This window comes from Sedimentitalea sp. XS_ASV28 (assembly GCF_041224545.1).
GTDB lineage: Bacteria > Pseudomonadota > Alphaproteobacteria > Rhodobacterales > Rhodobacteraceae > Sedimentitalea.
Map to the genome: position 1 here is coordinate 43,392 of NZ_JBGFGP010000087.1, position 23,393 is coordinate 66,784.

General features: G+C 59.8%; 19 protein-coding genes. 16 read left to right on the plus strand and 3 right to left on the minus strand.

Annotation, left to right across the window (positions count from 1 at the left end):
- Window positions 1–3: 3 nt before the first annotated feature.
- The 11 genes from AB9K34_RS04220 (at window position 4) to AB9K34_RS04270 (ending at window position 14,911) form a co-directional block, all read left to right on the plus strand.
- Complete coding sequence (locus tag AB9K34_RS04220) at window positions 4–762, plus strand: Asp/Glu racemase (protein WP_369953185.1); 759 nt, start codon at window positions 4–6, stop codon at window positions 760–762.
- Window positions 763–859: 97 nt separating this feature from the next.
- Entirely contained in the window at window positions 860–1,072 is a 213-nt protein-coding gene (locus AB9K34_RS04225; RefSeq protein WP_369953186.1) for a hypothetical protein, read from the plus strand.
- Window positions 1,073–1,164: 92 nt separating this feature from the next.
- On the plus strand, window positions 1,165–1,908 hold the full coding sequence (locus AB9K34_RS04230) for an SDR family NAD(P)-dependent oxidoreductase (RefSeq protein ID WP_369953187.1): 744 nt from the start codon (window positions 1,165–1,167) through the stop codon (window positions 1,906–1,908).
- Between the two features lie 27 nt (window positions 1,909–1,935).
- Window positions 1,936–3,105, plus strand: coding sequence for a pyridoxal phosphate-dependent aminotransferase (locus AB9K34_RS04235; RefSeq protein WP_369953188.1), 1,170 nt, complete (start codon window positions 1,936–1,938; stop codon window positions 3,103–3,105).
- 187 nt (window positions 3,106–3,292) lie between these two features.
- Window positions 3,293–4,279 (plus strand): carbon-nitrogen hydrolase family protein, encoded by a 987-nt coding sequence (locus AB9K34_RS04240; protein WP_369953189.1) that lies wholly within the window; start codon window positions 3,293–3,295, stop codon window positions 4,277–4,279.
- Between the two features lie 70 nt (window positions 4,280–4,349).
- Window positions 4,350–7,088 carry an aminotransferase class I/II-fold pyridoxal phosphate-dependent enzyme gene (locus AB9K34_RS04245; protein WP_369953190.1) on the plus strand — a complete coding sequence of 913 codons (2,739 nt, stop codon included), beginning with the start codon at window positions 4,350–4,352 and terminating at the stop codon, window positions 7,086–7,088.
- A gap of 16 nt (window positions 7,089–7,104) precedes the next feature.
- Window positions 7,105–8,565, plus strand: a complete 1,461-nt coding sequence (locus tag AB9K34_RS04250) for a biotin carboxylase (RefSeq protein WP_369953191.1) — start codon at window positions 7,105–7,107, stop codon at window positions 8,563–8,565.
- Window positions 8,566–8,574: 9 nt separating this feature from the next.
- On the plus strand, window positions 8,575–9,576 hold the full coding sequence (locus AB9K34_RS04255) for a C45 family autoproteolytic acyltransferase/hydolase (protein WP_369953192.1): 1,002 nt from the start codon (window positions 8,575–8,577) through the stop codon (window positions 9,574–9,576).
- Window positions 9,577–10,025: 449 nt separating this feature from the next.
- Window positions 10,026–11,111 carry a TRAP transporter substrate-binding protein gene (locus tag AB9K34_RS04260; RefSeq protein WP_369953193.1) on the plus strand — a complete coding sequence of 362 codons (1,086 nt, stop codon included), beginning with the start codon at window positions 10,026–10,028 and terminating at the stop codon, window positions 11,109–11,111.
- A gap of 133 nt (window positions 11,112–11,244) precedes the next feature.
- Complete coding sequence (locus AB9K34_RS04265) at window positions 11,245–12,240, plus strand: TRAP transporter small permease subunit (RefSeq protein WP_369953194.1); 996 nt, start codon at window positions 11,245–11,247, stop codon at window positions 12,238–12,240.
- Between the two features lie 10 nt (window positions 12,241–12,250).
- Window positions 12,251–14,911 carry a TRAP transporter large permease subunit gene (locus AB9K34_RS04270; RefSeq protein ID WP_369953195.1) on the plus strand — a complete coding sequence of 887 codons (2,661 nt, stop codon included), beginning with the start codon at window positions 12,251–12,253 and terminating at the stop codon, window positions 14,909–14,911.
- 166 nt (window positions 14,912–15,077) lie between these two features.
- Here AB9K34_RS04270 and AB9K34_RS04275 read toward each other — a convergent pair whose 3' ends face one another.
- Window positions 15,078–15,647 carry a YcbK family protein gene (locus tag AB9K34_RS04275; protein WP_369953196.1) on the minus strand — a complete coding sequence of 190 codons (570 nt, stop codon included), beginning with the start codon at window positions 15,645–15,647 and terminating at the stop codon, window positions 15,078–15,080.
- A 406-nt stretch (window positions 15,648–16,053) separates the two neighbouring features.
- On the opposite strand from AB9K34_RS04275, the gene AB9K34_RS04280 reads away from it, so the two are divergent.
- From AB9K34_RS04280 to AB9K34_RS04295, 4 genes are read left to right on the plus strand one after another with little or no spacing between them, the layout of a single operon-like run.
- Window positions 16,054–17,613, plus strand: a complete 1,560-nt coding sequence (locus AB9K34_RS04280; RefSeq protein WP_369953231.1) for a murein L,D-transpeptidase — start codon at window positions 16,054–16,056, stop codon at window positions 17,611–17,613.
- A 35-nt stretch (window positions 17,614–17,648) separates the two neighbouring features.
- Window positions 17,649–18,740 carry a UDP-3-O-(3-hydroxymyristoyl)glucosamine N-acyltransferase gene (gene lpxD / locus AB9K34_RS04285; protein ID WP_369953197.1) on the plus strand — a complete coding sequence of 364 codons (1,092 nt, stop codon included), beginning with the start codon at window positions 17,649–17,651 and terminating at the stop codon, window positions 18,738–18,740.
- A 33-nt stretch (window positions 18,741–18,773) separates the two neighbouring features.
- Window positions 18,774–19,031 (plus strand): acyl carrier protein, encoded by a 258-nt coding sequence (locus AB9K34_RS04290; RefSeq protein WP_369953198.1) that lies wholly within the window; start codon window positions 18,774–18,776, stop codon window positions 19,029–19,031.
- 17 nt (window positions 19,032–19,048) lie between these two features.
- A complete protein-coding gene (locus AB9K34_RS04295) occupies window positions 19,049–20,257 on the plus strand; it encodes a beta-ketoacyl synthase (RefSeq protein WP_369953232.1) in 1,209 nt (402 codons plus the stop codon).
- A 56-nt stretch (window positions 20,258–20,313) separates the two neighbouring features.
- Here AB9K34_RS04295 and AB9K34_RS04300 read toward each other — a convergent pair whose 3' ends face one another.
- Window positions 20,314–20,937 (minus strand): invasion associated locus B family protein, encoded by a 624-nt coding sequence (locus tag AB9K34_RS04300; RefSeq protein ID WP_369953199.1) that lies wholly within the window; start codon window positions 20,935–20,937, stop codon window positions 20,314–20,316.
- A 549-nt stretch (window positions 20,938–21,486) separates the two neighbouring features.
- Between AB9K34_RS04300 and AB9K34_RS04305 the strand changes: the two genes are divergently transcribed.
- A complete protein-coding gene (locus AB9K34_RS04305; RefSeq protein WP_369953200.1) occupies window positions 21,487–23,031 on the plus strand; it encodes a helicase HerA-like domain-containing protein in 1,545 nt (514 codons plus the stop codon).
- A 105-nt stretch (window positions 23,032–23,136) separates the two neighbouring features.
- On the opposite strand, the gene AB9K34_RS04310 is transcribed toward AB9K34_RS04305, so the two are convergent.
- Entirely contained in the window at window positions 23,137–23,385 is a 249-nt protein-coding gene (locus tag AB9K34_RS04310; RefSeq protein ID WP_369953201.1) for a hypothetical protein, read from the minus strand.
- Between the last annotated feature and the right edge of the window lie 8 nt (window positions 23,386–23,393).

The window sequence follows — 23,393 nt, forward strand, 5'->3', positions numbered from 1 at the left end:
TCCGTGGCGACCTTCGACTATGAAATGCAGGCCGATCCGAACCCGAATATCGGGCTGATCGTCCTGCAGTCGGACGAACGGATCGAACAGGATTTTCGCAGATTGCTGCCGCTGTCGGTCAACCTCTATGTCTCGCGCGTTCAGAGCAGCCCGGACGTCACCCCGCAGACGCTTCGGTTGATGGAGGCGCATATCCCGGATTCCGCGCGCCTGTTGCCGCGACCGGTGTCCTTTGATGCGGTGGGGTACGGGTGCACGTCCGGAACGGCGCAGATCGGACAAGGGCGGATCGGTGAATTGCTGCGCCAGGGGGTCGAGACACGCACGGTCAGTGATCCGCTGACCGCACTGATCGCGGCGTGCAATGCGCTTGGGGTGCGGCGACTGGGATTTCTGTCGCCCTACATTGCCGATGTATCAGGCCGTTTGCGGCAGGTATTGCTCGGCCAGGGTGTGGCGTCCCCGGTTTTCGGAACCTTTGCCGAGGCCGAGGAACAGCGGGTTGCCCGCATCTCGGGGCGCTCGCTGGTGACCGCAACCCGCGCCCTGGCGCAACAGGATGACATTGATGCGATATTCCTGTCCTGTACCAACCTGAATACGCTGGATGTGATCGCCCCGCTGGAATACGAAACCGGGCTGCCGATCCTGTCGAGCAATCTGGTGTTCGCGTGGCATCTCTGTCGGCTGGTGGGACAACCGATGGCGGGAATGGTAGGGGATAGCAGACTTGCGGCGCTGGAAATCCCCCGAATAGATTGAGCCGCGTGGCAGCGTGCCCCGGCGGGCGCGCCTGTTTATTATCGGCAAGGGGCGACATCCGCGCGCTCCCGGATCAGGCATCAGAAGGAGACAAGGCATGAGCGACACGGCAAAGGAACTGGCAGAGATCATCCGGGAAATCGAAGAAGTCGATACCTGCATCGCGGATCTGGAAGCGGACGCCCGGCGCGATCCCAAGAGCAACGCGGCGCGTCACAACAAGTTTGCCTGCAAGACCATGCGCCGTTACCGTATCCGGCTGGTGGATGAGCGCGACCGCCTGCTCGGCGGGTTGACGGGCGGCGCATAACACGCTTGCCCATCCGGCACATCCTGACATAGCTGTTCCCGGGAATGCGACGTGGTGCAGGGAAGCGCGGCAAAACCGGGAGGATGTGGGACTTGTCGAAGAAACCGGGTTTTTCCGAACGCGTCGCGGTGGTCACCGGCGGAGCACAGGGCATCGGGCTTGCGGTCGTCAGAGCCTTGCTCGCGAGGGGCGCACAGGTCTCGGTCTGGGACGTGAACCCGGATGCCGCGCGGGCGGCGCTTGACGGTGAAACCGTGCAAGTCGTCGGTTGCGATGTTTCCGACTGGGACAGCGTTCAGGCCGCGACCCGCGCCACCGAGCAGGAATTCGGGCGCATCGATATTCTCGTCAACAGCGCGGGAATTGCCGGGCCCAACGCCACGGTCGAGGCCTATGACAACGACGCATGGCATCAGATCGTTCAGATCAACCTGACGGGCACCTACTTTACCAACAAGTCGGTGATCGCCGGCATGAAAGAGCGCGATTACGGGCGTATCGTCAATATCGCATCGATCGCGGGCAAGGAAGGCAATCCCAACGCCTGTGCCTATTCCGCGTCCAAGGCCGGTGTCATCGGCTTTACCAAGTCGCTGGGCAAAGAACTCGCAGGATCCGACATCGCGGTGAATTGCGTCACGCCAGCGGCGGCGCGAACGCCGCTCTTTGACCAGATGAGCCAGGAACATATCGATTACATGCTGTCGAAGATTCCCCGAAACCGGTTCCTCGAAGTGGACGAGGCGGCGGCGATGATCGTCTGGCTGGCCAGCAGCGAGAACTCGTTCTCGACCGGGGCGGTTTTTGACCTGTCCGGCGGCCGTGCCACCTATTGACCGTCTATTTCAGCAAAGGACATCACCATGAAAACCATAGCCGGGTTCGATCGCATCGGCGAAGAGAACGCATTCGCGGTTCTGGCGCGCGCCGGGGCGCTGGCGGAGCAGGGTATGGACGTGATCAACCTCGGGATCGGCCAGCCCGATTTCCGCACGCCGGATCATATCGTCGAAGCCGCGATCAGGGCGTTGCGCGACGGTCATCACGGCTACACGCCCGCAACGGGCATTCCGGAACTGCGTGCGGCGGTCTCGGCCGATCTGCATCGCCGTTTCGCGACCGAGGTCAATCCGGACAACGTTCTGATCGTGCCCGGCGGCAAGGTCACGATGTTCACGGCAATCATGATGTTCGGTGAACCTGGGGCCGACATTCTTTATCCCGATCCGGGGTTCCCGATCTATCGCTCGATGATCGAATTTACCGGTGCCCGCCCGATTCCGGTGCCGATCCGCGAAGAGAACGGATTCGGTTTTTCCGCCGACGAACTGTTGTCGCTGGTGACGCCGGACACCCGGTTGATCATCGTCAATTCGCCCGCCAACCCCTGTGGCGGCGTGACGCCCAGGGCCGAGGTGGATGCAATGGTGGCGGGCTTGGCGGATCGCCCGGAAATCGCGATCATGTCCGACGAAATCTATGACCAGATGCTCTATGACGGCGAGGAACATGTCAGCCTGCTGCGCTATCCGGAAATCCGCGATCGGCTGATCCTGTTGAACGGATGGTCCAAGACCTATGCGATGACAGGCTGGCGACTGGGATATTCGGTGTGGCCGGACGAACTTTACGAAAAGGCGCGCAAGCTGGCGGTCAATGCCTGGTCCTGCGTGAATGCCCCGGCGCAATATGCGGCGCTTGCGGCGCTGACCGGACCGCAGGATGTGGTGGGAGAGATGTTGCAGGAATTCGACGCGCGACGCAGATTGGTGGTCGAACTGCTGAACGATCTGCCGGATGTGAGTTGCATAACGCCAAAGGGCGCATTCTATGCGTTTCCCAATATTTCGGCGACGGGTCTCAAGGCCAAGGCGCTGGCGTCGGACCTGCTGGAGAAAACCGGTGTCGCAACGATCGGGGGGCCGGATTTCGGTGTGCTTGGCGAGGGCTACATCCGACTCAGCTATGCCAATTCGCAGGACAACATTTGCCGCGCGGTGGGTCGCATGGCCGACTATCTCGGCAATCTCTAGGCGGTTTTCACGCATGGGTTGTGATGCGGGCGTGTCGCATTGCCCGATAGCATGTCTGTCGGCGCACCTGTCGGTGTCTCTGGCGCGGATTGTCGCGGCGATACCCTTGCATATGGCGAAAACATAGGCAAAACACGCGGACCATGTGCCGATCACTCTGATCACTGCACAGACGGAGACATGTTCTATGACCCCCTTTGCTATCGCCGGCGTGCAGATGCATGTCGCCGCGCTTCAATCCAATGTCGAAGGAATGATCCAGCGTCTGGACATCCTGATGGCGCGTTTTCCCTGGACGCAGATGGTTCTTTTCAGCGAACTCGCCCCTTATGGACCGCTGCACCGCTATGCGCAGCCGAGACAGAATGACGCGGTGTCCCAGTTCTGCGAAGCCGCGCGGCGGCACAAGGTCTGGCTGATTCCGGGCTCGATGTTCATCAAGGGCGAGGACGGTCTGGTGCGCAACACCTCGTTCGTCATCAACCCCGATGGCGACATCGTGACAAGCTATGACAAGATGTTTCCGTTCCGCCCCTACGAGGTGGATGTCGAGGCCGGCACGGATTTCTGCGTGTTCGACGTGCCCGAAGTGGGGCGGTTCGGCCTGTCGATCTGCTATGATATCTGGTTCCCCGAGACGACGCGCCAGTTGACGGCGCAGGGTGTCGAGGTTCTGTTGCATCCGGTGCTGACCGGGACCACCGACCGCGATGCCGAACTGGCGATTGCGCGGGCCACGGCGGCGCAATTCCAGTGTTACGTCATTGACGTGAACGGTCTTGGTGCCGGCGGGGTAGGCAAATCCTGCGTGGTCGATCCGACCTCGATGGTGCTGCATCAATCCGCGGGTCAAGAGGATATGTTCCCCATCGAGATCGACCTCGACATGGTCCGGCGTCAGCGCGAGGCGGGCATGAAGGGTCTCGGGCAGGTGCTCAAGAGCTTCCGCGACCGGTCTACCGATTTCCCGGTTTACGATCGCAACAGCGGTACGGACGCCTACCTCAAGACACTGGGTCCGCTGGAGATGCAGAGGCAGGGAACCCGCGCCGGTCTGCATGTCGATGTGCCGGCAGATCCCTTGCAGACCGGGGTGTCGATCGATGCGGAGCCCATTACCGACGCGGCCGCGCCCGTGACCTTTCCCTTTGCGGACAAAATATCCAACGGCTGACGGTTTCGTTAAACTAACCAGTTGATATTTTGCTGCAACGATCAGATGCTGGTCCTCCAGGAGGACTCTGATGCATTCTGTTTCTGACTACTATTCAGCGATCCAGCTTCGGGCGGATCGCTGGAGTGCGCTCCGCGATGTCACCAGTGCGCTGACCGAGGAGCACGCCGAAAAACGGATGGCCGGGCTCATAAAGAAGACGGAAGATCTTCTGGGTTCGCTTGCCCTCATCGAACAATACTGGGCGTTTCCGGGCATGGCGGCCTTTGAGCACATGCGCCGCCAGCTTGGCCACGGAAACTATGAAGATCTGGCGTTTTCTGTCGGGCGCGTCACCCGGGCATTGACGACAGGGGCGTATCGGCGACGCACCATTCCGCTGGATCGCGACAACCTGGACAGCGAGGAACACGACGACGAGTCCCAGCTTTCGCCCGAGGCGCGCGCGCTCAGCAAACCCTATTTCGAAGTTCTGATCGTCGACAATGTCGGCGAGGATCAGGAACGCTGGCTGCGCTCGAACATGGCCCGCATGCGCCGTCCCGAGGACCAGTTCACCTATCAGGCGCTCGTGGTGCCCAGCCTTGAGGACGCGCTGATCGCTGTCCTGTTCAACTACAACATTCAGGCCATCGTGGTGCGGCCGGGCCTGACCCTGCGCTCCAAGACCGAGCAACCGATCCTGCACAGATACCTTGACCGTGCAGGGGGCGCGGAACAGTTCGACGAGATGCAGCCCGAGGATTACGGCCCCGAGCTCTGCCGGCTGATCGCGCGGGCACGTCCCGAGTTGGACGCCTACCTGATCACCGAGCGGTCGGTTGAGGATATTGCCGGTCTCGAACTGGGGATCTGCCGCCGGGTATTCTATAATCAGGAAGATTTCCTGGAACTGCACCTGAATATCCTGCGGGGCGTGCAGTCGCGCTACAAGACGCCGTTCTTTACCGCGCTTGTGGAATATTCCAAGCAGCCCACCGGCGTGTTTCACGCCATGCCGATCAGCCGCGGCAAATCCATCAGCCGCAGCCACTGGATCCAGGACATGGGCGCGTTTTACGGGCCGAACATCTTTCTGGCCGAGACATCGGCCACATCGGGCGGGCTGGATTCGCTATTGGAACCGCACGGCCCGATCAAGCGGGCGCAAGAACTCGCGAGCCGCGCGTTCGGATCGAAGCAGACATTCTTTGCGACCAACGGCACATCGACCTGCAACAAGATCGTGGTGCAGGCGCTGGTCAGTCCCGGAGATATCGTGCTGGTGGACCGGGATTGCCACAAATCGCACCATTACGGCATGGTCCTGGCCGGTGCGCAGGTCGTGTATCTCGACAGTTATCCGCTCAACGAATACTCGATGTATGGCGCGGTGCCGCTCCGCGAGATCAAGCACCAGCTTCTTGAACTCAAGGCCGCAGGCAAACTTGACCGCGTGCGGATGTTGCTCCTCACCAACTGCACCTTCGACGGGATCGTGTACAACGTCGAACGGGTGATGGAAGAATGTCTCGCGATCAAGCCTGACCTGATCTTCCTCTGGGATGAAGCCTGGTTCGCCTTTGCGCGGTTCAACCCGACCTATCGCCCGCGCACGGCGATGCACGCGGCGTCCGAGCTTCGCTCACGGTTCAAGACCGACAGGCATCGTGCCGCCTACGAACGGCAGCAGGGCGAACTTGCCGATGCAGATATCGAGACCTTGCTGAACACGCGGTTGATACCGCCCCCGGATGCGCGGGTGCGCGTCTATGCGACGCAATCCACGCACAAGACGCTGACCTCGCTCAGGCAAGGCTCGATGATCCATGTGCATGACCAGGATTTCAAGGGCGAGGTCGAACAGTCGTTCCACGAAGCCTACATGACGCACACGTCAACCTCGCCGAACTACCAGATCATCGCGAGCCTCGATGTGGGGCGACGGCAGGTCGAACTGGAAGGGTTCGAATTCGTCCAGCGGCAGGTCGAGGCGGCAATGTCCATGCGCCGCTCGATTGCCACACATCCGCTCTTGCAGAAATATTTCAAGGTGCTCGCGGCCGGCGACATGATCCCCGAAACCCATCGCGAAAGCGGTGTGACCAGCTATTTCGACGCCGAGCAGGGCTGGACCGACATGTGGGATTGCTGGCAACAGGACGAGTTCGTGCTCGACCCGACGCGCGTGACCCTTGCGGTGGGGGGCACGGGCTGGGACGGAGATACGTTCAAGACCGACATCCTGATGGACCGCTACGGCATCCAGATCAACAAGACCTCGCGGAACACCGTGTTGTTCATGACCAATATCGGCACCACGCGGTCGAGCGTGGCCTATCTGATCGAGGTTCTGGTCGAGATTGCCAAGGGTCTGGATGACCTGCTGGACGATGCAAGCCGCATGGAACGTCTGGGTTTTGACCGCCGCGTCCGCAACCTGATGGAGGATTTGCCGCCACTACCGGATTTCAGCCGGTTCCATGATGCGTTCCGCACCGATCACGACACGTCGGAAGGCGATATTCGTTCGGCCTTTTTCCTCAGCTACGAAGGGGAGAATTGCGACTACATGGAACTGGGCGGCTCGCTCAAGGAGGCGCTTGATGCCGGGCAGGAAGTGGTTTCCGCCAGCTTCATCATTCCCTACCCGCCGGGCTTCCCGATTCTGGTGCCGGGGCAGGTGGTCAGCAGTGAAATCCTCGCCTTCATGCGGGCGCTGGATGTCAACGAGATCCACGGATATCGGGCCGATCTCGGGCTACGCGTATTCACGCCCGAGGCGCTTGCACAACATGCCAAAACAAATCTGAAAACTGCGGCAGAATAAGAACTGGGAGATAAAAATGGCCTCTAAAGTACTAAAGAACATCTCGGAAATTCGCCGGTTCTTTCACCGTAACGATGATCCGATCTATTTCATCTCGGCGACGAATTTCAATCTGCTGGGCATCGATGAGTGGGTGAAGAATTTCAAATACATCTGCTATATCGATTGTTACGATGGCAAGCACCCGAATACGTTTGTTCCCTCGGAACAGCCGCATGCCGAATTCCAGTCGATCGAGGATATCAACAACTATCTGTTGCAGCACAAGGAAGTTATCGATTTCGTCAAGCGCCGTGGGGGCAAGCCGAAATTCGTCTTCCTGATGTTCGATGAGGAAACCGAGCGCCTGTCCAAGGAACTGGGTGCCGACGTGTGGTTCCCCAAGGCGAAATTGCGCACCAAGATGGACAACAAGATCGAGACCGTGCGTATCGGCAACAAGGCGGGCGTGCCGTCGGTACCGAACGTGCTGGCCGAGGTGAAATCCTATGAGGATCTGAAAAAGACCTGTGAAAAGGCCGGGATCGGCAATGACCTGGTGTTGCAATCCGCCTTCGGCGATTCCGGTCACACCACCTTTTTCATCAAGAACGAGGCCGATTTCCGGCGCCACGAACACGAGATCGTCGGCGAGGGCGAGATCAAGATCATGAAACGGATCGATTGCCGGGGATCGGCGATCGAGGCCTGCGCCACCAAAGAAGGGACGATTGTCGGGCCGCTGATGACCGAGCTTGTCGGGTTCAAGGAGCTGACGCCCTATCGCGGTGGCTGGTGCGGCAACGAAATCCTGTCGACCGCCTTTCCTCCCAAGGTACGCAACCAGGCGCGCGACCTGACCTTCAAATTCGGTGAGCAACTGCGCAAGGAGGGGTATCGGGGGTATTTCGAACTGGATTTCCTGATCGACAAGAAATCCGGAGAACTCTGGCTGGGCGAATTGAACCCGCGGATCACCGGGGCATCGTCGATGACCAACCATGCCGCCTTTGCCCATGCGGATGCGCCGCTCTTCCTGTTCCACCTGCTGGAATTCTCGCGCAAGAAATTCGATCTCGACGTGGACGAGCTGAATGCACGCTGGGCCGATCCGGACATGATCGACAGCTGGTCGCAGATGGTCATCAAGCATACCGAGGATAGTGTCGACATCTGCACCCAGGCGCCCGAGACCGGTATCTACAAGATGCTTGCCGACGGCCGGGTGGTGTTTGACCGCTTTGACTATCACCGCCGTGCGGTCGAGAGCGAGAACGAGGCCTTCTTCCTGCGTATTCTGCAACCGGGCGATTATCGTTATGAAGGCGCGGATATCGGGATCCTCGTGACGCGCGAGCGCTCGATGACCAAGGGTTTCCACCTGAACGAACGCGCCAAGCGCTGGATCCACGGTATCAAGCAAAGCGTCTCCGCCAAGCCTCTGTCCGTTGCGCAGGCCGAGCCGGCGCTGAGCGATCCAGCGTTCAAGATCATGTAAGGGGTTCGCATGCTCTGGCGAGCAATAAGCGAAGCGTCACCCGGCCCCATATGGGCCGGGTTGTTTTCTGAATACTGGCCCGAATACCATAAATGGTGGACGCGGGAGGGCGATACGGTGCGCCCGCCCTATTTGGAAAGCCGTCAGGCGCTCAAGCAGCACATGCCCGAAATCGTCGATCTGTATGACCAGCTGTGCGAACTTGCGGGCGGGGGCGATCAGGCGTCGCGCTTTCTGAGTTTCTATTGCCCGCCGCCCTACCTTTCGGGATGTTCACAGGCCATATGGACCGGCAAGGAACCTGTCCTTGTCCGCAACTACGATTACGACCCGAACGCCTTTGACAGCCTGATCCTGAAAACGGATTGGATGGGGCGGTCGGTCATGGGCACGAGCGACGGACTATGGGGGCTCGTGGACGGGGTGAATGACGCGGGGCTCGCCCTGTCGCTGACCTTTGGCGGGCGGCGCATCGTGGGAGAAGGGTTCGGGGTGCCGCTGATCCTGCGTTACGTATTGCAGACCTGCAAAACCGCTGAAGAGGCGGGCGAGGCACTGGCCCGTATCCCGACCCATATGAGCTACAACGTCACGGTTCTGGACCGGAAGCGCAATTATCTGACCGTGATGATGGCGCCGGATCGCCCGGCGGTGATCACCCATGCCGCCGTCGCCACGAACCATCAGGAATCGGTCGAATGGGTCAGCCACGCGCGTTTCACCGCAACGGTCGAGCGCGAACGCTATCTGCTGCACCGCCTGAGCTTGCATCGGGACCCGCAAGAGACCTTTATCAATGCCTTCCTCAAGCCGCCGCTCTATTCGACAGCGTTTTCCGTGGGTTTCGGTACGCTTTACACGGCAGTTTACAGGCCTCGCAAACGCGAAATGGAGGTCCGCTGGCCCGGGACGGTCTGGCCCTTGTCACTGAAGGAATTCCAGGACGGAAGCCGTGTTGTCCGACTGCCCGGCAACGATCCGACACATATGACGGGGCCCGCGCCCGTCTGAGTTGCAAGCGAATTTCACTCCTCATCCACGGCTCCGACAGTGCAACGAGAGGATGGTTGCCTGAACAATCCGCGTGTCGCCGGCAATTGGACGCATATGCCGAAACAATCACCGGATACCGGATATGATTTGCACGTAGCAATTTACGCAGTTCTTGTGCGGCGCGCCTGCGCGTTCCCAAAATTGCCTGTTCTTTTACACGCCCAATCGGTGTTGGCCTCTCCGCAGGCCGCACCGGGAAATTGCCGGAGGGTCAACAAAGCGCAAAGACGATTGGCACCAGAGCGCGATGACGTTAAATCGACATCTGTGTCGCTTTCGGAATCAATCGCCATTGCAATTCGGTGGCTTCCGAATACGCTGACGCGACGTTGAAGGCGGATCGGCCTGTTGGCCGTTCGCTCGCAATCAAAAAAAACAGTACCGATCCAACAGAGGAAATAAGAAATATGGAACGTCGTAAGTTTTTGAAGGGCGCTGCGATTGCAGGCACGGGTGCAACATTGGCGGCACCGGCCATCGCACAAGGAGGCAAGACGATCACGATCGTGTCGACCTGGCCACGGGACTTCCCCGGTCTGGGTCTGTCGGCCCAGCGTCTGGCCGAGCGAATCAATGTTGTCTCGGGCGGCGCGCTGCGGACCGAGTATTTCGCCGCCGGCGAACGCGTCGGGGCGTTCGACGTGTTCGACGAAGTGGCCAGCGGGAACAGCCAGGCCTATATCGGCGCCGAATATTATTTTGGCGGCAAGCATCCGGGCTTCAACTACTTCACGTCGGTTCCGTTCGGCATGACCACGCCGGAATGGAACGCCTGGATCAAGTTCGCGGGCGGGCAGGAGCTTTGGGACGAACTGGCGGGTGAGTTCGGACTCAAGACCATCACTTGTGGCGGCACCGGTGCGCAGGCCGGTGGCTGGTTCAACAAGGAGATTCTGTCGCCGGATGACCTGAACGGTCTGAAGATGCGTATTCCGGGTCTTGCCGGTGCGGTGATGACCAAGCTGGGCGTTTCCACGGTGTCGCTGCCGGGCGGACAGATTTACGAGAACCTCGTTTCGGGTGCGATCGAGGCGACCGAATGGGTTGGTCCGTATAACGACTATTTCATGAAGTTCTACGAAGCCGCCAAATACTACTATACCGCCGGTATGCACGAGCCGGGCGGCGGTCTGGGCTTTGGCATGAACAAATCCTGGTGGGAGAGCCTGTCAGAATATGAGCAGGCCGTGATCACCGCCTGCTGCAACGAGGAAATGGCGGCGCAGATCGAGGAGGCTTCGGCCAAGAACGGTGAGTATCTGCGCAAGCTGGTAAATGAACACGGCGTTGAGGTTCGGGCCTTCAACGAAGAAGTCTGGGACGCGTTCGGCAGCGCTGCGGAGGAAGTGTTCGAAGAGACCCGCGACCACTCGCCGCTCGCCGCCAAGATCAACGATGCCTATCAGTCGGCACTGCGCGAAATCGGTGGCTGGCGCGCCATCGCCGAGATCGAGTTCACCAAGCAGCGTAACCGGATCCTCGATATCGGCTAAGCGCAACGCGCTGCCAATCGGGCAGGGGACAGCCTGCGTGCTGCCCCCTGCGATCCTCTATAGACGCTCCGCTGAACCCGCGTGAGACTGGCCCGACCCGGAACAACCGGGCCGCATGACTGGGAAAATCGTGATGAACGTTACCACTGAGGCAGAGATCCTGTCGCCTCGCGGTGCACCCGCACCCTATGTACGGTATTTCGGATGGGCCACGTTGTTGGTCCTTTTTGCTTTTCTGATCAACAATGTGCTCATTGTCTGGTATGACTATCCGACGCTCGGGACGCTGTTTTCCGGAACGGACGGTCGTGTCTGGATTCTCGTCGTGACCTACGCGCTCGCGCTGATCCTTGCCGGGCTTCTGGTCATGCAAACGCCACACCGCACACTGCGCTACGATGGCAGGATCATAAGCGATTTCAACGCCTATCTGATCCGGGGTTGCTATTTCGCGGTGCTTTTCGTCGGCATTGCCGATTTCGCGATCGCATTCATGCGCGTCGAGGGGCTGCTGACCGCGGTTGTCTCGGAAGACATGGCAAAGGAGCTGACGCGGTCACGCTTTATCGGCCCCTATGTCCATGTTCCGCTGATCGTTCTGGGGTTCATCGCGGCGCTCTTTTCCCGTTCGCTGGGTTTTATCTGGCTGGCGCTGCTCATCGTCATCGCCGAATTGCTGATCGTGGTGTCGCGCTTCGTGTTCTCCTACGAGCAGGCCCTGATGGGCGATCTCGTGCGCTACTGGTACGCCGCGCTGTTCCTGTTCGCCTCTGCCTACACGCTTCTGGAAGAGGGGCACGTTCGGGTCGATGTGCTTTACGCGGGATTCTCTTCGCGTGTCAAAGGGCGGGTGAATTCCATCGGCTGCATTTTCCTTGGCATGGTGACCACCTGGACGATCATCATCATCGGACTGGGGTCCAAGCAGGCGATCATCAATTCGCCGGTCAGAAATTTCGAAGTGTCGCAAGTCGGGACTGCCGGGATGTTCGTCAAGTACCAGATGGCGGCGTTCCTTGCGATCTTCGCGGTGACGATGCTCATTCAATTCGTAAGCTATCTGTTCGAAGCCGTCGCCGATGCCCGCGGCGAGCCGGGCAAGCGCGAATTCGCCGCCATTTCACACTGAGGCCGCACGTATGGAACTCCTATTTCTCTTCATCCTGATCGTCATCATGGCCTCGGCGCTGGCATCGGGTTTCCCGGTTGCCTTTGCGCTGCCGGGATCGGCGATCATCACGATCGCCCTTGCGGCCGGCAGCGGCTATCTCTTTGCCGGAAACCCCGACGCCTATTTCCACTCTGGGGGGCCATCGGAATGGCTGACCGCCGGGGTGACAAACCTGCGCGGTGTCTATTGGGAGGTTGAACGGGATACGCTGATCGCGATTCCGTTGTTCATCTTCATGGGCATCATGCTGCAGCGCTCCAAGATCGCCGAAGATCTTCTGGTGACAATGGCGCGGCTGTTCGGGCCGGTTCCCGGCGGGCTGGGCATTTCGGTCGTTTTTGTGGGCGCATTGCTCGCGGCGACGACGGGCATTGTCGGTGCAACCGTGGTTGCGATGGGCATGATCTCCTTGCCGGCAATGCTGCGCAACAATTATTCCCAATCCCTGGCCACCGGGACGATTGCCGCGTCCGGTACGCTGGGCCAGATCATTCCTCCGTCCATCGTCCTGATCATTCTTGCCGACCAGCTGGCAAGCGCGTCTGACCAGGCGAGCACCGCACGCAAGGCGCTTTATAAAGAGGCGACCGGCGAGCTCAGCATGCCAAGCGTCTTTGATGTCGCGTCGACCAGTGCGGGCGAAATGTTCCTGGGGGCCTTCGTGCCGGGCATCGTGCTGGTGCTGGTTTATATGATCTTCATTCTCGTCTACGCGATCCTGCGCCCGAAATCCGCTCCGGCCGTGCCTTATGAAGGCGCGCGCGATTTCGGTTTCTGGGTGAATGTTTCGCTGACCCTGATTCCGCCGCTTGCGCTGATCTTCCTGGTGTTGGGCTCGATCATTGCCGGCATCGCCACGGTGAACCAGGCGGGGGCCATCGGTGCCGCCGGTGCGATCATCATGGCGGGTTATCGGATCACCGAGAAGAACAGGTTTACATACTATCCGGCGTTGCTGACCTTTGCGGCGCTTGGCCTGATCGTGTTCGCGCTGTCGCGCTACAACATGAATGTCAAGGCGATCCTGGTTGTCGGTGGTGACATGACGGGAATCGTGCTCGGCGTTGTCGCGGTGGTGTTGCTGATCATCGCGCTGATCTGGAGCGGTATCCGCGTTCTCAGAATCGAGAACACGCTGCACGAGGTGATGATCGAAACCGCCAAGACGACGTCGCTGGTGTTCATCATCCTGCTTGGTGCCGCGATGCTGACGGCGGCGTTCCGTGCCTTTGGCGGCGAAGAGCTGGTTCGCAATTTCCTCAACTCGCTTCCGGGTGGGTTCTGGACCCAGTTCGTGATCGTGATGGCGGTTATTTTCGTCCTGGGGTTCTTTCTCGATTTCATCGAGATCGCGGTGGTGGTGGTGCCGATTGTCGCCCCGATCCTGCTTGCGGACCCCGAAGCGAACATCACCGCCGTGTGGCTGGGTGTCATGATCGGTCTGAACATCCAGACCTCGTTCCTGACGCCGCCGTTCGGTTTTGCGCTGTTCTACCTCAGGGGCGTGGCTCCGGCGATCGTCAAGACCGTCCAGATCTACAAGGGCGTGATTTCGTTCATCGCGCTGCAGCTCGTGGCGCTGGCCATCGTCGGGTACTATCCGCAACTGGTCAATTACCTGCCCAACCGGATGAGCTTCCTGTCGGAGACATCGCCCCCCCCGCGCAATCCCAAGTTGCAGCAATGTCTTGAGGAATACGTGTTCGAGCAGGTGCAGCTCAATGGTGATGCGATCAACGGCGCGATTGTCGGCGCGCAGGCGCTGGATCTGTCCGTGTTGCCAGGCAATATGGCGTCCGATCTGAAAGGCGGGTTCGACAGCGCGCGCAAGGCGCTCGAATTGCTCGAGAACATCTCGGCGACCGAGGAAGCGGTACAGGCGGCGGCGGGCGATTATCGTCCGGTCATGCGTGTTGTGCGCAACCTGCAGAAAGCCATGCGCAAGCTGGATACCGAGATCGAGGAGCTGCGTCAGTCGGCCCGGTTCCTGAATGATGAAGCCGACGCCGAGCGCCGGGCGAATATCGAAGCGCGGATTGCGGAGCTCGAAGCAGAGAAGGCGATCATCGCTGCCGACATACCGGAAGACTGGGATGCGACGCATGATGCCTTTGCCGCTCTGACCAAGGCCGAGGAAACCGCCCGCGTTCAGTATCGCCGGGCGGCTGACGAGGCCATGGAACCGGCGGCAGAGTTCCTCGCGATCATGGATGCCAACGCCGAGTTCGCCGCACTGGAGGCCGATTTGAGAGCCTTGTCCGATCTCGTGGACAATGGCGCGCGTGCCGAGGCAGAAGCCGCGGTTGACGAGCTCGGCAAGACCTTTGCCAGGATCGCGGGTGCGCGCGACGTGTCGTCGTCGCTGTCGCAGGCACGCCGGGCCTTGCGCGATGGCAAGGAAGATCGGGCCGAAGCCGCGTCGGAATACGCCAAGGCGCTGGCCGCGTACGAAGAGCAACTGCGTTGGCGCGCCGCTGCGGAGCAGGGTGTGCGCCCGGGCGTCGAGGCCTATGTCGCCGAGATTTCCGAGAATCTGGGCGCTCGCCAGCGGCACCGGTTCAGTCGCGATCAGGCGCTGTTCCTGGCCAAATGCAACGCGGTGCACCGGGACCTGTCGCTCAGCTTCTGAGGGTCAGTAGCCGGTCAAAAACAAACGGGCGGTCGCGCAAGTTGCGACCGCCCTTTTTTGTCTGCCGTTGCAGCGCGCGAACGCGTCATGATCGGCAACAAGAAAAAAGCCGCTGCGCGATGCAACGGCCTTTCCCTGGTGCGTTTCGTTTTTCTTTGGGCGGGGGTCAGCCGCCCCATGTGCGGACCACGCCGCAATCCATGTGGACAAAGTTCGAGCGCGAATACCGCCCGACACCACCTGCGCTGCATGCTGTCGCGGCACGGGCCATCTGATTGACAGACCGCGAGGACAGCCGCAGGTCAGCGGCCTGACCTTTCATGTGCAGCGAATTCTTGGCAACACCGCGTGAGCGGCTGCGCAACATGGCGTTGGTCTGGGGGCTGCGATAACCGGACAGCAACATGTAGGGTTCGTTGACATCCATCAGGTTGTGTGCGGCGGCCATGATATCAATGGCGCGCAAGTCGATGCTTTTGGCCTGGTCGGTCCGCCAGTCGCGCATGAAATAATTGATCTCCTTGACCGCGTCCTTGATATATTTTCCGTCGATCCAGTAGATCATATCCAGCCGTTCGCCAGTGCGTCCGGAATACATCCGGATCCGGCGGATATCACCGCCACCCCGAAGAAAACCTGCTGCGCTGGAGTAAGTTGGAGCCGCTGTCAATGCGGTTGCTGCGAATGCACCCAATAGGGCACGCCGGGAAAAACCCGATGAGTCGTTCTGTCTCATGTTCTGCGCCGTCCTGTACGCTTTTATTCCTGCCCGCGTGCGATGTTACGCACACATTCTTACGTCATCGTTACATCCATCCCCTGATGTGTCGTTTTCATGCCACATTCCGGCCCATATTCCAAGCTGGGAATTGTGCAAGTTATGTATATGCTGGAGTTTCGGCAAATTATTGCGCACCCGCGCGCCCGCGAATCTATCCGTCGGGCAGGTGGCACAAAATCGTGATCCGGATATCTTGGCGTTGCTTCCTGATCACAAACTGGAATGAACAGCGTGCCGCAAGTCGCAATTCCGGCGCTTCGTGCACATGTCGTGTAATGGTATCGGTTTCGAGGAACATCCCATGATCTCAGAAATGAAACAGTCTCGCGATTTCATCTTCTTGCGGCTGGTTTCTGTTGCAATGTTCCTGTGCCTGCTCTGGACCGGCCCGTCTTCTGCGCAGGTCACCGCCTTCAAGCAGGCGGTTGCCGAAGCCGCGTCGTCGGATGCCGATCTTGCGGATTTCTACCGGGTCCGAGGCTATGATCCCCTGTGGACGGGCAATGACCGGATGCACGAGGAACGCCGCGTCGCGCTCATGCGGGCCTTGACGGATGTCGATTTGCATGGATTGTCGCCCGCGCGCTACAACATGGCGGCGCTGCGTCAGCAGATGGAAACCGCACGCACCACCCGCGATCTCGGGTTGGTCGAAGTCGCACTCAGCAAGGCTTTTCTGCAATATGCGCGCGACGTTCAGACGGGGATGCTGGTGCCGTCGCGCATCGATGGCGGGATTGTACGGCAAGTGTCCTATCGTGATCGCGCGCAGTACCTGACCGATTTGGCAGACACAGAGACACCGCGTGCATTCATTCAGTCGCTTCCGCCGGCATCCGCACAGTATCGCGCCCTGATGAAGGAAAAACTGCGGCTCGAAGGATTGCTCGAACAGGGCGGTTGGGGCCCCACCGTCGCGCTGAGCAGCGTCAAGCCCGGTGAGACCGGAGCAGGGGTCGTTGCCCTGCGCAATCGTCTGATCAACATGGGATATATGCGGCGCAGCGCTTCGCGGACCTATGATTCCGACATGCAGGATGCCATTCGCCGGTTCCAGTTTGATAACGGCCTCGCCGAGGATGGCGTTGCCGGTCAGGGCACGATCAACGAGATCAATGTCTCGGTACAACAACGGCTGAAATCGGTGATCGTCGCGATGGAGCGTGAGCGGTGGCTGAACATGGATCTTGGCGATCGGCACATTCTGGTAAACCTGACGGATTTCACGGCCAAGATCGTCGATAATGGCCGGGTGACGTTCCGCACCCGCTCGGTCATCGGCAAGAACACCAGCGACCGGCGTACCCCTGAATTTTCCGATGTGATGGAATTCATGGTGATCAATCCGAGCTGGTATGTGCCGCGCTCGATCGTCACCAAGGAATATCTTCCGATGCTGCGGAACAATCCCAATGCGGTCAGTCATATCGAGATCACCGACAGCCGTGGCCGCAGGGTCAACCGCGCAAACGCGAATTTCAGCCAGTATTCCGCGCGGAATTTTCCCTATTCGATGCGCCAGCCGCCGAGCAAGCAGAATGCGCTTGGTCTGGTGAAATTCATGTTCCCGAACAAATACAACATCTACCTGCATGACACGCCGTCAAAGAGCCTCTTTGACCGCGAGGTGCGGGCCTTTTCGCACGGTTGCATCCGTCTGGCCGATCCGTTCGATTTCGCCTATGCGCTGCTTTCCCTGCAAACGGACGATCCCAAGGGCGAGTTTCACCGCGTGTTGAACTCGGGACGCGAGACCAAGGTCACGCTGGATCAGCCGGTTCCGGTGCATCTGATCTATCGAACGGCGCTTGTCGACGAAAAGGGGCGGGCAGAGTATCGCCGTGACGTCTATGGGCGCGATGCCAAGATATGGAAAGCGCTCGAGAATGCGGGGGTGACACTGGCCGCGGTTCAGGGGTAATCACGGACCCGGAGCTGTTTGCAACGGGGACCATGATGACTTTCACCATCCAAGAGATTGCGGCCGCGCTTGGCGCCGAGGCGGTCGGAGACCTGTCTTATTCCGTCAAGGCCGCAGCAGAGCCGGCCGACGCGGGGCCGGACGATCTGGCGCTTGCCATGTCCCCGAAATACGGCGAGGCGCTTGGCAAAGGCCAGGCGCGGGCTGCGATCCTCTGGGATGGGGCCGACTGGCAAGGCCTGGGGCTTGCGGCAGCGATCTTTACCGATCGTCCGCGCATGACGATGTCGGGTCTGACGGCAACATTTGATCGCGGGCAGGGGTTCCCCACGGGCATTCATCCGACCGCAGTGATCGATCCCGGTGCCGAGATTGCCGATGATGTCTCTGTGGGACCGTTCAGCTATGTCGCGGCGGGGGCCCGGATCGGTGCCGGATCGGTCATTGGCCCGCATTGCACCATCGGAGCCGATGCGCGACTGGGCAAGCATGCGTATCTGCGCGAAATGGTCAGCATCGGCGCACGGGTTGTCGTCGGAGACCGCTATATCGCGCAACCCGGTGCGCGTGTCGGTTCAGACGGATTTTCCTTTGTCACACCCGAGGTGAGCGGGGCCGAGAACGTGCGCAAGACGTTGGGCGATCAGGGCGATGCCAAGGCACAGAGCTGGGTACGCATCCATTCGCTTGGCGCGGTTGAAATCGGTGACGACGTCGAATGCGGCGCCAACAGCACGATCGACAACGGCACCATCCGCAACACCCGGATTGGTAACGGCACCAAAATCGACAATCTGGTTCATGTCGGCCACAACACGCGCGTCGGCGATGATTGCCTGCTCTGCGGTCAGGTCGGGATTTCCGGCTCGGTCGAGATCGGCAACAACGTGATACTCGGCGGACAGGTCGGTGTGGTCGATAACATATTCATCGGCGACAACGTGATTGCCGCGGGAGGCACCAAGATCCTCTCCAATGCACCCGCAGGTCGGGTGCTCATGGGCTATCCGGCGGTCAAGATGGAAACCCATACCGAGATCTACAAGGCACAGCGCAGGCTTCCCCGTCTGGCACGTGACGTCGCAGCGTTACAAAAGGCTGTTTTCAAGGCCGGAGCGAAAGATTAAAGCAACTCGGCAAGCATAGCGTGGGAACCAGTGATGAGCATCAGTGAAAAGGTCATAGCGATCATCGCGGAACAGGCCGTTCTCGATCCTTCGGACGTGACGATGGACAGTACCCTGGAGAGCCTCGGAATCGACAGCCTCGGTCTGGTAGAGAGCATCTTTGCCATCGAGGAAGAGTTCGACATTTCCATTCCCTTCAACGCAAATGAGCCGACCCAGAGCGACTTTGACATTTCAAGCGTCGCCGCCATCGTCGCCGGGATTGAAAAGCTCGTCGCGGAAAAGGTCTAGGACGGGGCGGCTTGACAATGCACAGGGTCGTCATCACCGGTGCCGGTACGATCAACGCGCTCGGACATTCGGTTCCCGAAACGCTTGCCGCGATGCGCGAAGGGCGCTGCGGGATCGGCGAACTGGAGTTCAGAGACGTCGAGCGGCTCTCGATCCGGATCGGCGGGCAGGTGCGCGGGTTCGAGGCCGAAGGGCGGTTCAATCGTCAGCAGCTTTCACTCTATGATCGTTTTACACAGTTCACGCTGACCGCCGCAAAGGAAGCGATCACTCAATCGGGCCTTGAATTTCACGGTGATATCTCGGCACGCTCTGGCGTGGTTCTGGGCACGGCGGGCGGCGGTGTCTCGACCTGGGATGACAATTACCGCAGCGTCTATGAAGACGGCAAGAACCGGGTTCATCCCTTTGTTGTGCCCAAGCTGATGAACAATGCGGCTGCCAGCCATGTCAGTATGCAGTACAATCTCAAGGGGCCGTCCTTTACCGTGTCCACCGCCTGCGCCAGTTCGAACCACGCCATGGCCCAGGCCTTTGCAATGGTGCGCAGCGGCATGGCGCCCGCGATGATCACCGGCGGTTCGGAATCGATGCTGTGTTTTGGTGGGGTCAAGGCCTGGGAAGGACTCCGTGTGATGTCGCGCGATGCCTGCCGCCCGTTCAGCCTTGGGCGCAACGGTATGGTTCAGGGGGAAGGGGCCGGGATTTTCGTTTTCGAGGAATATGAGCACGCACGGTCCCGCGGCGCCGATATCCTGGCCGAGGTTGCCGGGTTTGCGATGTCCTCGGACGCCTCGGATATCGTGATGCCATCAAAACAGGGTGCGGCCCGGGCGATGTCTGGCGCCCTGGCCGATGCGCGGGTGGCGCCGTCGGAAGTGGGCTATATCAACGCCCACGGCACCGGTACTGCCGCCAATGACAAGACCGAATGCGCCGCTGTTGCGGATGTGTTCGGGCCGCATGCCGACAACCTGATGATCAGCTCGACCAAATCCATGCACGGTCACCTGATCGGCGGGACCGGTGCAGTGGAATTGTTGTCTTGTATCATGGCGTTGCGAGACGGGGTTATCGCGCCCACCATCGGCTATGAAGAGCCCGATCCGGAATGTGCGCTCGACGTGGTTCCCAATATCGCGCGCAATGCCCGGGTCGAAGTGGCCGTGTCAAACGCCTTTGCCTTTGGGGGCATGAACGCGGTGCTTGTCCTGCGCAAGGTCTGACAAAAAAACGCCGGACCAACCGGCCCGGCGTTCATCGTGATATGGATGCTTGCGACCTACTGCTTGACGACGTCGACCGCGTCGTAGCCGGCAGTGAATCCGGAAAGTGACAGGGTCAGCGACACGGTCTGATCCGGGGCCGGGGCGGGGACAAGGGTCACTGTCGCCTTGCTACCCTTCTTGAAAGCGTCGATGTCTTCCTGTGTCAGACCGATCTGCGCAGCACAGCCAATCGGGGTGCAATAGGTATAATTATAGCGTTTGCCCGGTGCATCGTCGACGGCAATGGTCAGCTGTGCCGGCAACAGCGTTTCCAGTGGAACGAGGATGGTTGCGCCGGCGGCGGCCTGCCCACCATTCTCGATGCGGAACAGCGACATTTCGGCCACCGGATTGCCCGAGTCATCGCGCATGATCTGAAGCAGGGAGCAGGGATCGTTTTCCGCCTCGGTGCGCATGCAGGCGAGATCCCAGTCGCCGATCTTTTCCTTGGAGTACCGCTCGCCAAGTTTTGGACCATCGGCCACCGGCTCCCCCAGATCCAGTTGCGGCGCGGTCGCGGTGCCTTCTGTTGCAGCGGGTTCCTCGGTCGTCGTGGGGGTGTCTGCCTGTTGCGCAAGGGCCGGGACGGTCATCGCGACCAGGGCCAGCGCGGCAAGCGGAGAAAGCTGTTTCAACATGTGCCTGTCTCGTTTTGTTTATGGTTGCTCAAAGCAAACTGCACGGCAGCGGCGAATCCATGACGCACAATCTGCAATTGACGACGCTTTATCATGACGTTCGGACGGTGTCAGGCCGATATTGCAAAAACGGATCGCGGAAGCGCCCTGTTTCCACCCGCAAAAACGGGGAAATTCGTGAGGCTTCACACCAAAGTAAAAGGGGGCCGTCAAGCCCCCTTTAAGTATAGGTTGTCTCCCCGTCGGACTGGCCGACTTAGTTATTGCCGAACGTTACGAGAGGGCTGACCAGCGGTCAACAGCTATGCCGATAAAAACGCGGTTATGACAAGAAAAAGGCGCGAAATCGGAGCGTTTTGACAGGGATTAAGCTCCGAATCGGATTTTTGGTGAAAAAGGGCCGTACCCGAAGGCACGGCCAGTCTGACAGGGAGGAAGTGCCCGCCGGTTCAACCGACCCGTATTGGCGAGCGAATTAACTATGGCAGGCAAAGGTTAAGTTAGTATGGTCGGTGCGACAGGCAGGACAGGATCAGGGTACGCATCACAATGGATGACAAGGTTTTTATCGGTGGCGGAGGTGAGGATTACGCAAATCCGCAGGGTCTGAGGCTGAAATACGCCAATCGACATGGTCTGGTCGCGGGGGCCACAGGGACCGGCAAATCCGTCACGTTGCAGATCATGGCAGAAGGATTCAGCGATGCGGGCGTGCCGGTTTTTCTATCCGACGTCAAAGGCGATCTGTCCGGTCTGGCCAGGTCGGGGCGGGTCGATCACAAGCTGCATGATGCCTTTACGGCGAGGGCCGCAAAGATCGGCTTTACCGACTATGGATACCGTGCCTATCCGGTGACCTTCTGGGATCTGTTCGGAGAGCAGGGGCACCCGGTTCGCACCACGGTGGCCGAGATGGGGCCGCTGTTGCTGGCGCGTCTGCTCGACCTGACCGAGGCGCAGGAAGGCATTCTCAACATCGCGTTCAGACTGTCTGACGAAGAGGGGCTGCCGCTGCTTGATCTCAAGGACCTGCAATCCCTGCTGGTCTGGATCGGAGAGAACCGCGATACGCTGTCCCTGCGCTACGGGAATGTATCCACCGCGTCGATCGGGGCGATTCAACGACGGCTGCTCGTGCTGGAAAATCAGGGCGGCACGCTACTCTTTGGCGAGCCGGCGCTGGAACTGGCCGACCTGATGCGCACGGATGCGGACGGACGGGGCCGTGTCAACATCCTTGCCGCCGATAAGCTGATGGGATCGCCCGGGCTCTATGCGACATTCCTGTTATGGCTGCTCAGCGAACTGTTCGAGGAACTCCCGGAAGTTGGCGATCCGGACAAGCCCAGGCTCGTGTTTTTCTTTGACGAGGCGCATCTGCTGTTTAACAATGCGCCCAAGGCGCTGGTGGACAAGGTGGAACAGGTGGCACGCCTGATCCGATCCAAGGGGGTCGGGGTCTATTTCATCACCCAGAATCCCGCCGACGTGCCCGAAGATATCCTCGGGCAATTGGGCAACCGGATTCAGCATGCACTGCGCGCGTTCACGGCAAAGGATCGCAAGAATCTCAGGCTTGCAGCGGAAACCTACCGTGAGAACCCGCGCTTTTCGACCGAGGATGCCATCAGGGAAGTCGGTGTGGGCGAGGCGGTGACCTCGATGCTGCTCGACAAGGGGGTGCCGGGTATCGTGGAACGCACCCTGATCCGCCCGCCATCGTCGCAACTCGGCCCGATCACCGCCGAGGAACGCAGGGCGCATCTGGCGGCTTCGGACATGGCCGGCAAGTATGATGCGCCGCTGGACCGTACTTCGGCCTATGAAATGCTGGCGCAACGGGCCGAACAGGCGGCGAAGGACGCGGCCGTTTCCGAGGAAAAAGCCGACGAGATGGAACCGATGTTTCAGGAGTTCAACGCCGGCCGCCGGTATTCCGGCAGCCGGGTCAGCCGGTCAACCTCGCGAAAAACCGCGCAGAGCGGCGGTGGATTTGCCGAGGCGCTGACGCGGAATGTCATGAAGGAGCTTTCGGGCACGACCGGACGTCGCCTCGTTCGCGGTATTCTGGGCGGGCTTTTCAAGGGGCGCTGATAGCCCCTCATACACACCGGTATCACGCGGCACTGCCTGAAATCAGGTTTTTTCGAACCGGGTTTTATTTGAAAGGCGCGAAACACTCGGGTCGCGCCTCTCTGTTCAGCTGTTTTTACGACGCTCGCCCTCGGCACGGCATACCGCGTCACCTTCCTCGACGGACATCGAGTTCGGTCTGTTGATGGCCCGATCCCAAACCACACGTTCGCGTGTGTAAAGCTGGCATGTGACGACACCCTTGGCCGTTTCGACCTGAACCGGCGTTGTTTCGTAGTCGGTCGGCGATGGAACACAACCGGAAATGGCAAGCCCCGACAGGACCAGCGCGGCAGGTAAAAAAGACGTTTTCATACGTATCT

Coding starts and splice junctions, on each gene's coding strand:
- AB9K34_RS04305 (WP_369953200.1), top strand. CDS start 21,487: ATGGATGACAAGGTTTTTATCGGTGGCGGAGGTGAGGATTACGCAAAT.
- lpxD (WP_369953197.1), top strand. CDS start 17,649: ATGACTTTCACCATCCAAGAGATTGCGGCCGCGCTTGGCGCCGAGGCG.
- AB9K34_RS04270 (WP_369953195.1), top strand. CDS start 12,251: ATGGAACTCCTATTTCTCTTCATCCTGATCGTCATCATGGCCTCGGCG.
- AB9K34_RS04310 (WP_369953201.1), bottom strand. CDS start 23,385: ATGAAAACGTCTTTTTTACCTGCCGCGCTGGTCCTGTCGGGGCTTGCC.
- AB9K34_RS04300 (WP_369953199.1), bottom strand. CDS start 20,937: ATGTTGAAACAGCTTTCTCCGCTTGCCGCGCTGGCCCTGGTCGCGATG.
- AB9K34_RS04250 (WP_369953191.1), top strand. CDS start 7,105: ATGGCCTCTAAAGTACTAAAGAACATCTCGGAAATTCGCCGGTTCTTT.
- AB9K34_RS04255 (WP_369953192.1), top strand. CDS start 8,575: ATGCTCTGGCGAGCAATAAGCGAAGCGTCACCCGGCCCCATATGGGCC.
- AB9K34_RS04260 (WP_369953193.1), top strand. CDS start 10,026: ATGGAACGTCGTAAGTTTTTGAAGGGCGCTGCGATTGCAGGCACGGGT.
- AB9K34_RS04240 (WP_369953189.1), top strand. CDS start 3,293: ATGACCCCCTTTGCTATCGCCGGCGTGCAGATGCATGTCGCCGCGCTT.
- AB9K34_RS04290 (WP_369953198.1), top strand. CDS start 18,774: ATGAGCATCAGTGAAAAGGTCATAGCGATCATCGCGGAACAGGCCGTT.
- AB9K34_RS04225 (WP_369953186.1), top strand. CDS start 860: ATGAGCGACACGGCAAAGGAACTGGCAGAGATCATCCGGGAAATCGAA.
- AB9K34_RS04245 (WP_369953190.1), top strand. CDS start 4,350: ATGCATTCTGTTTCTGACTACTATTCAGCGATCCAGCTTCGGGCGGAT.
- AB9K34_RS04275 (WP_369953196.1), bottom strand. CDS start 15,647: ATGAGACAGAACGACTCATCGGGTTTTTCCCGGCGTGCCCTATTGGGT.
- AB9K34_RS04280 (WP_369953231.1), top strand. CDS start 16,054: ATGTTCCTGTGCCTGCTCTGGACCGGCCCGTCTTCTGCGCAGGTCACC.
- AB9K34_RS04295 (WP_369953232.1), top strand. CDS start 19,049: ATGCACAGGGTCGTCATCACCGGTGCCGGTACGATCAACGCGCTCGGA.
- AB9K34_RS04235 (WP_369953188.1), top strand. CDS start 1,936: ATGAAAACCATAGCCGGGTTCGATCGCATCGGCGAAGAGAACGCATTC.
- AB9K34_RS04265 (WP_369953194.1), top strand. CDS start 11,245: ATGAACGTTACCACTGAGGCAGAGATCCTGTCGCCTCGCGGTGCACCC.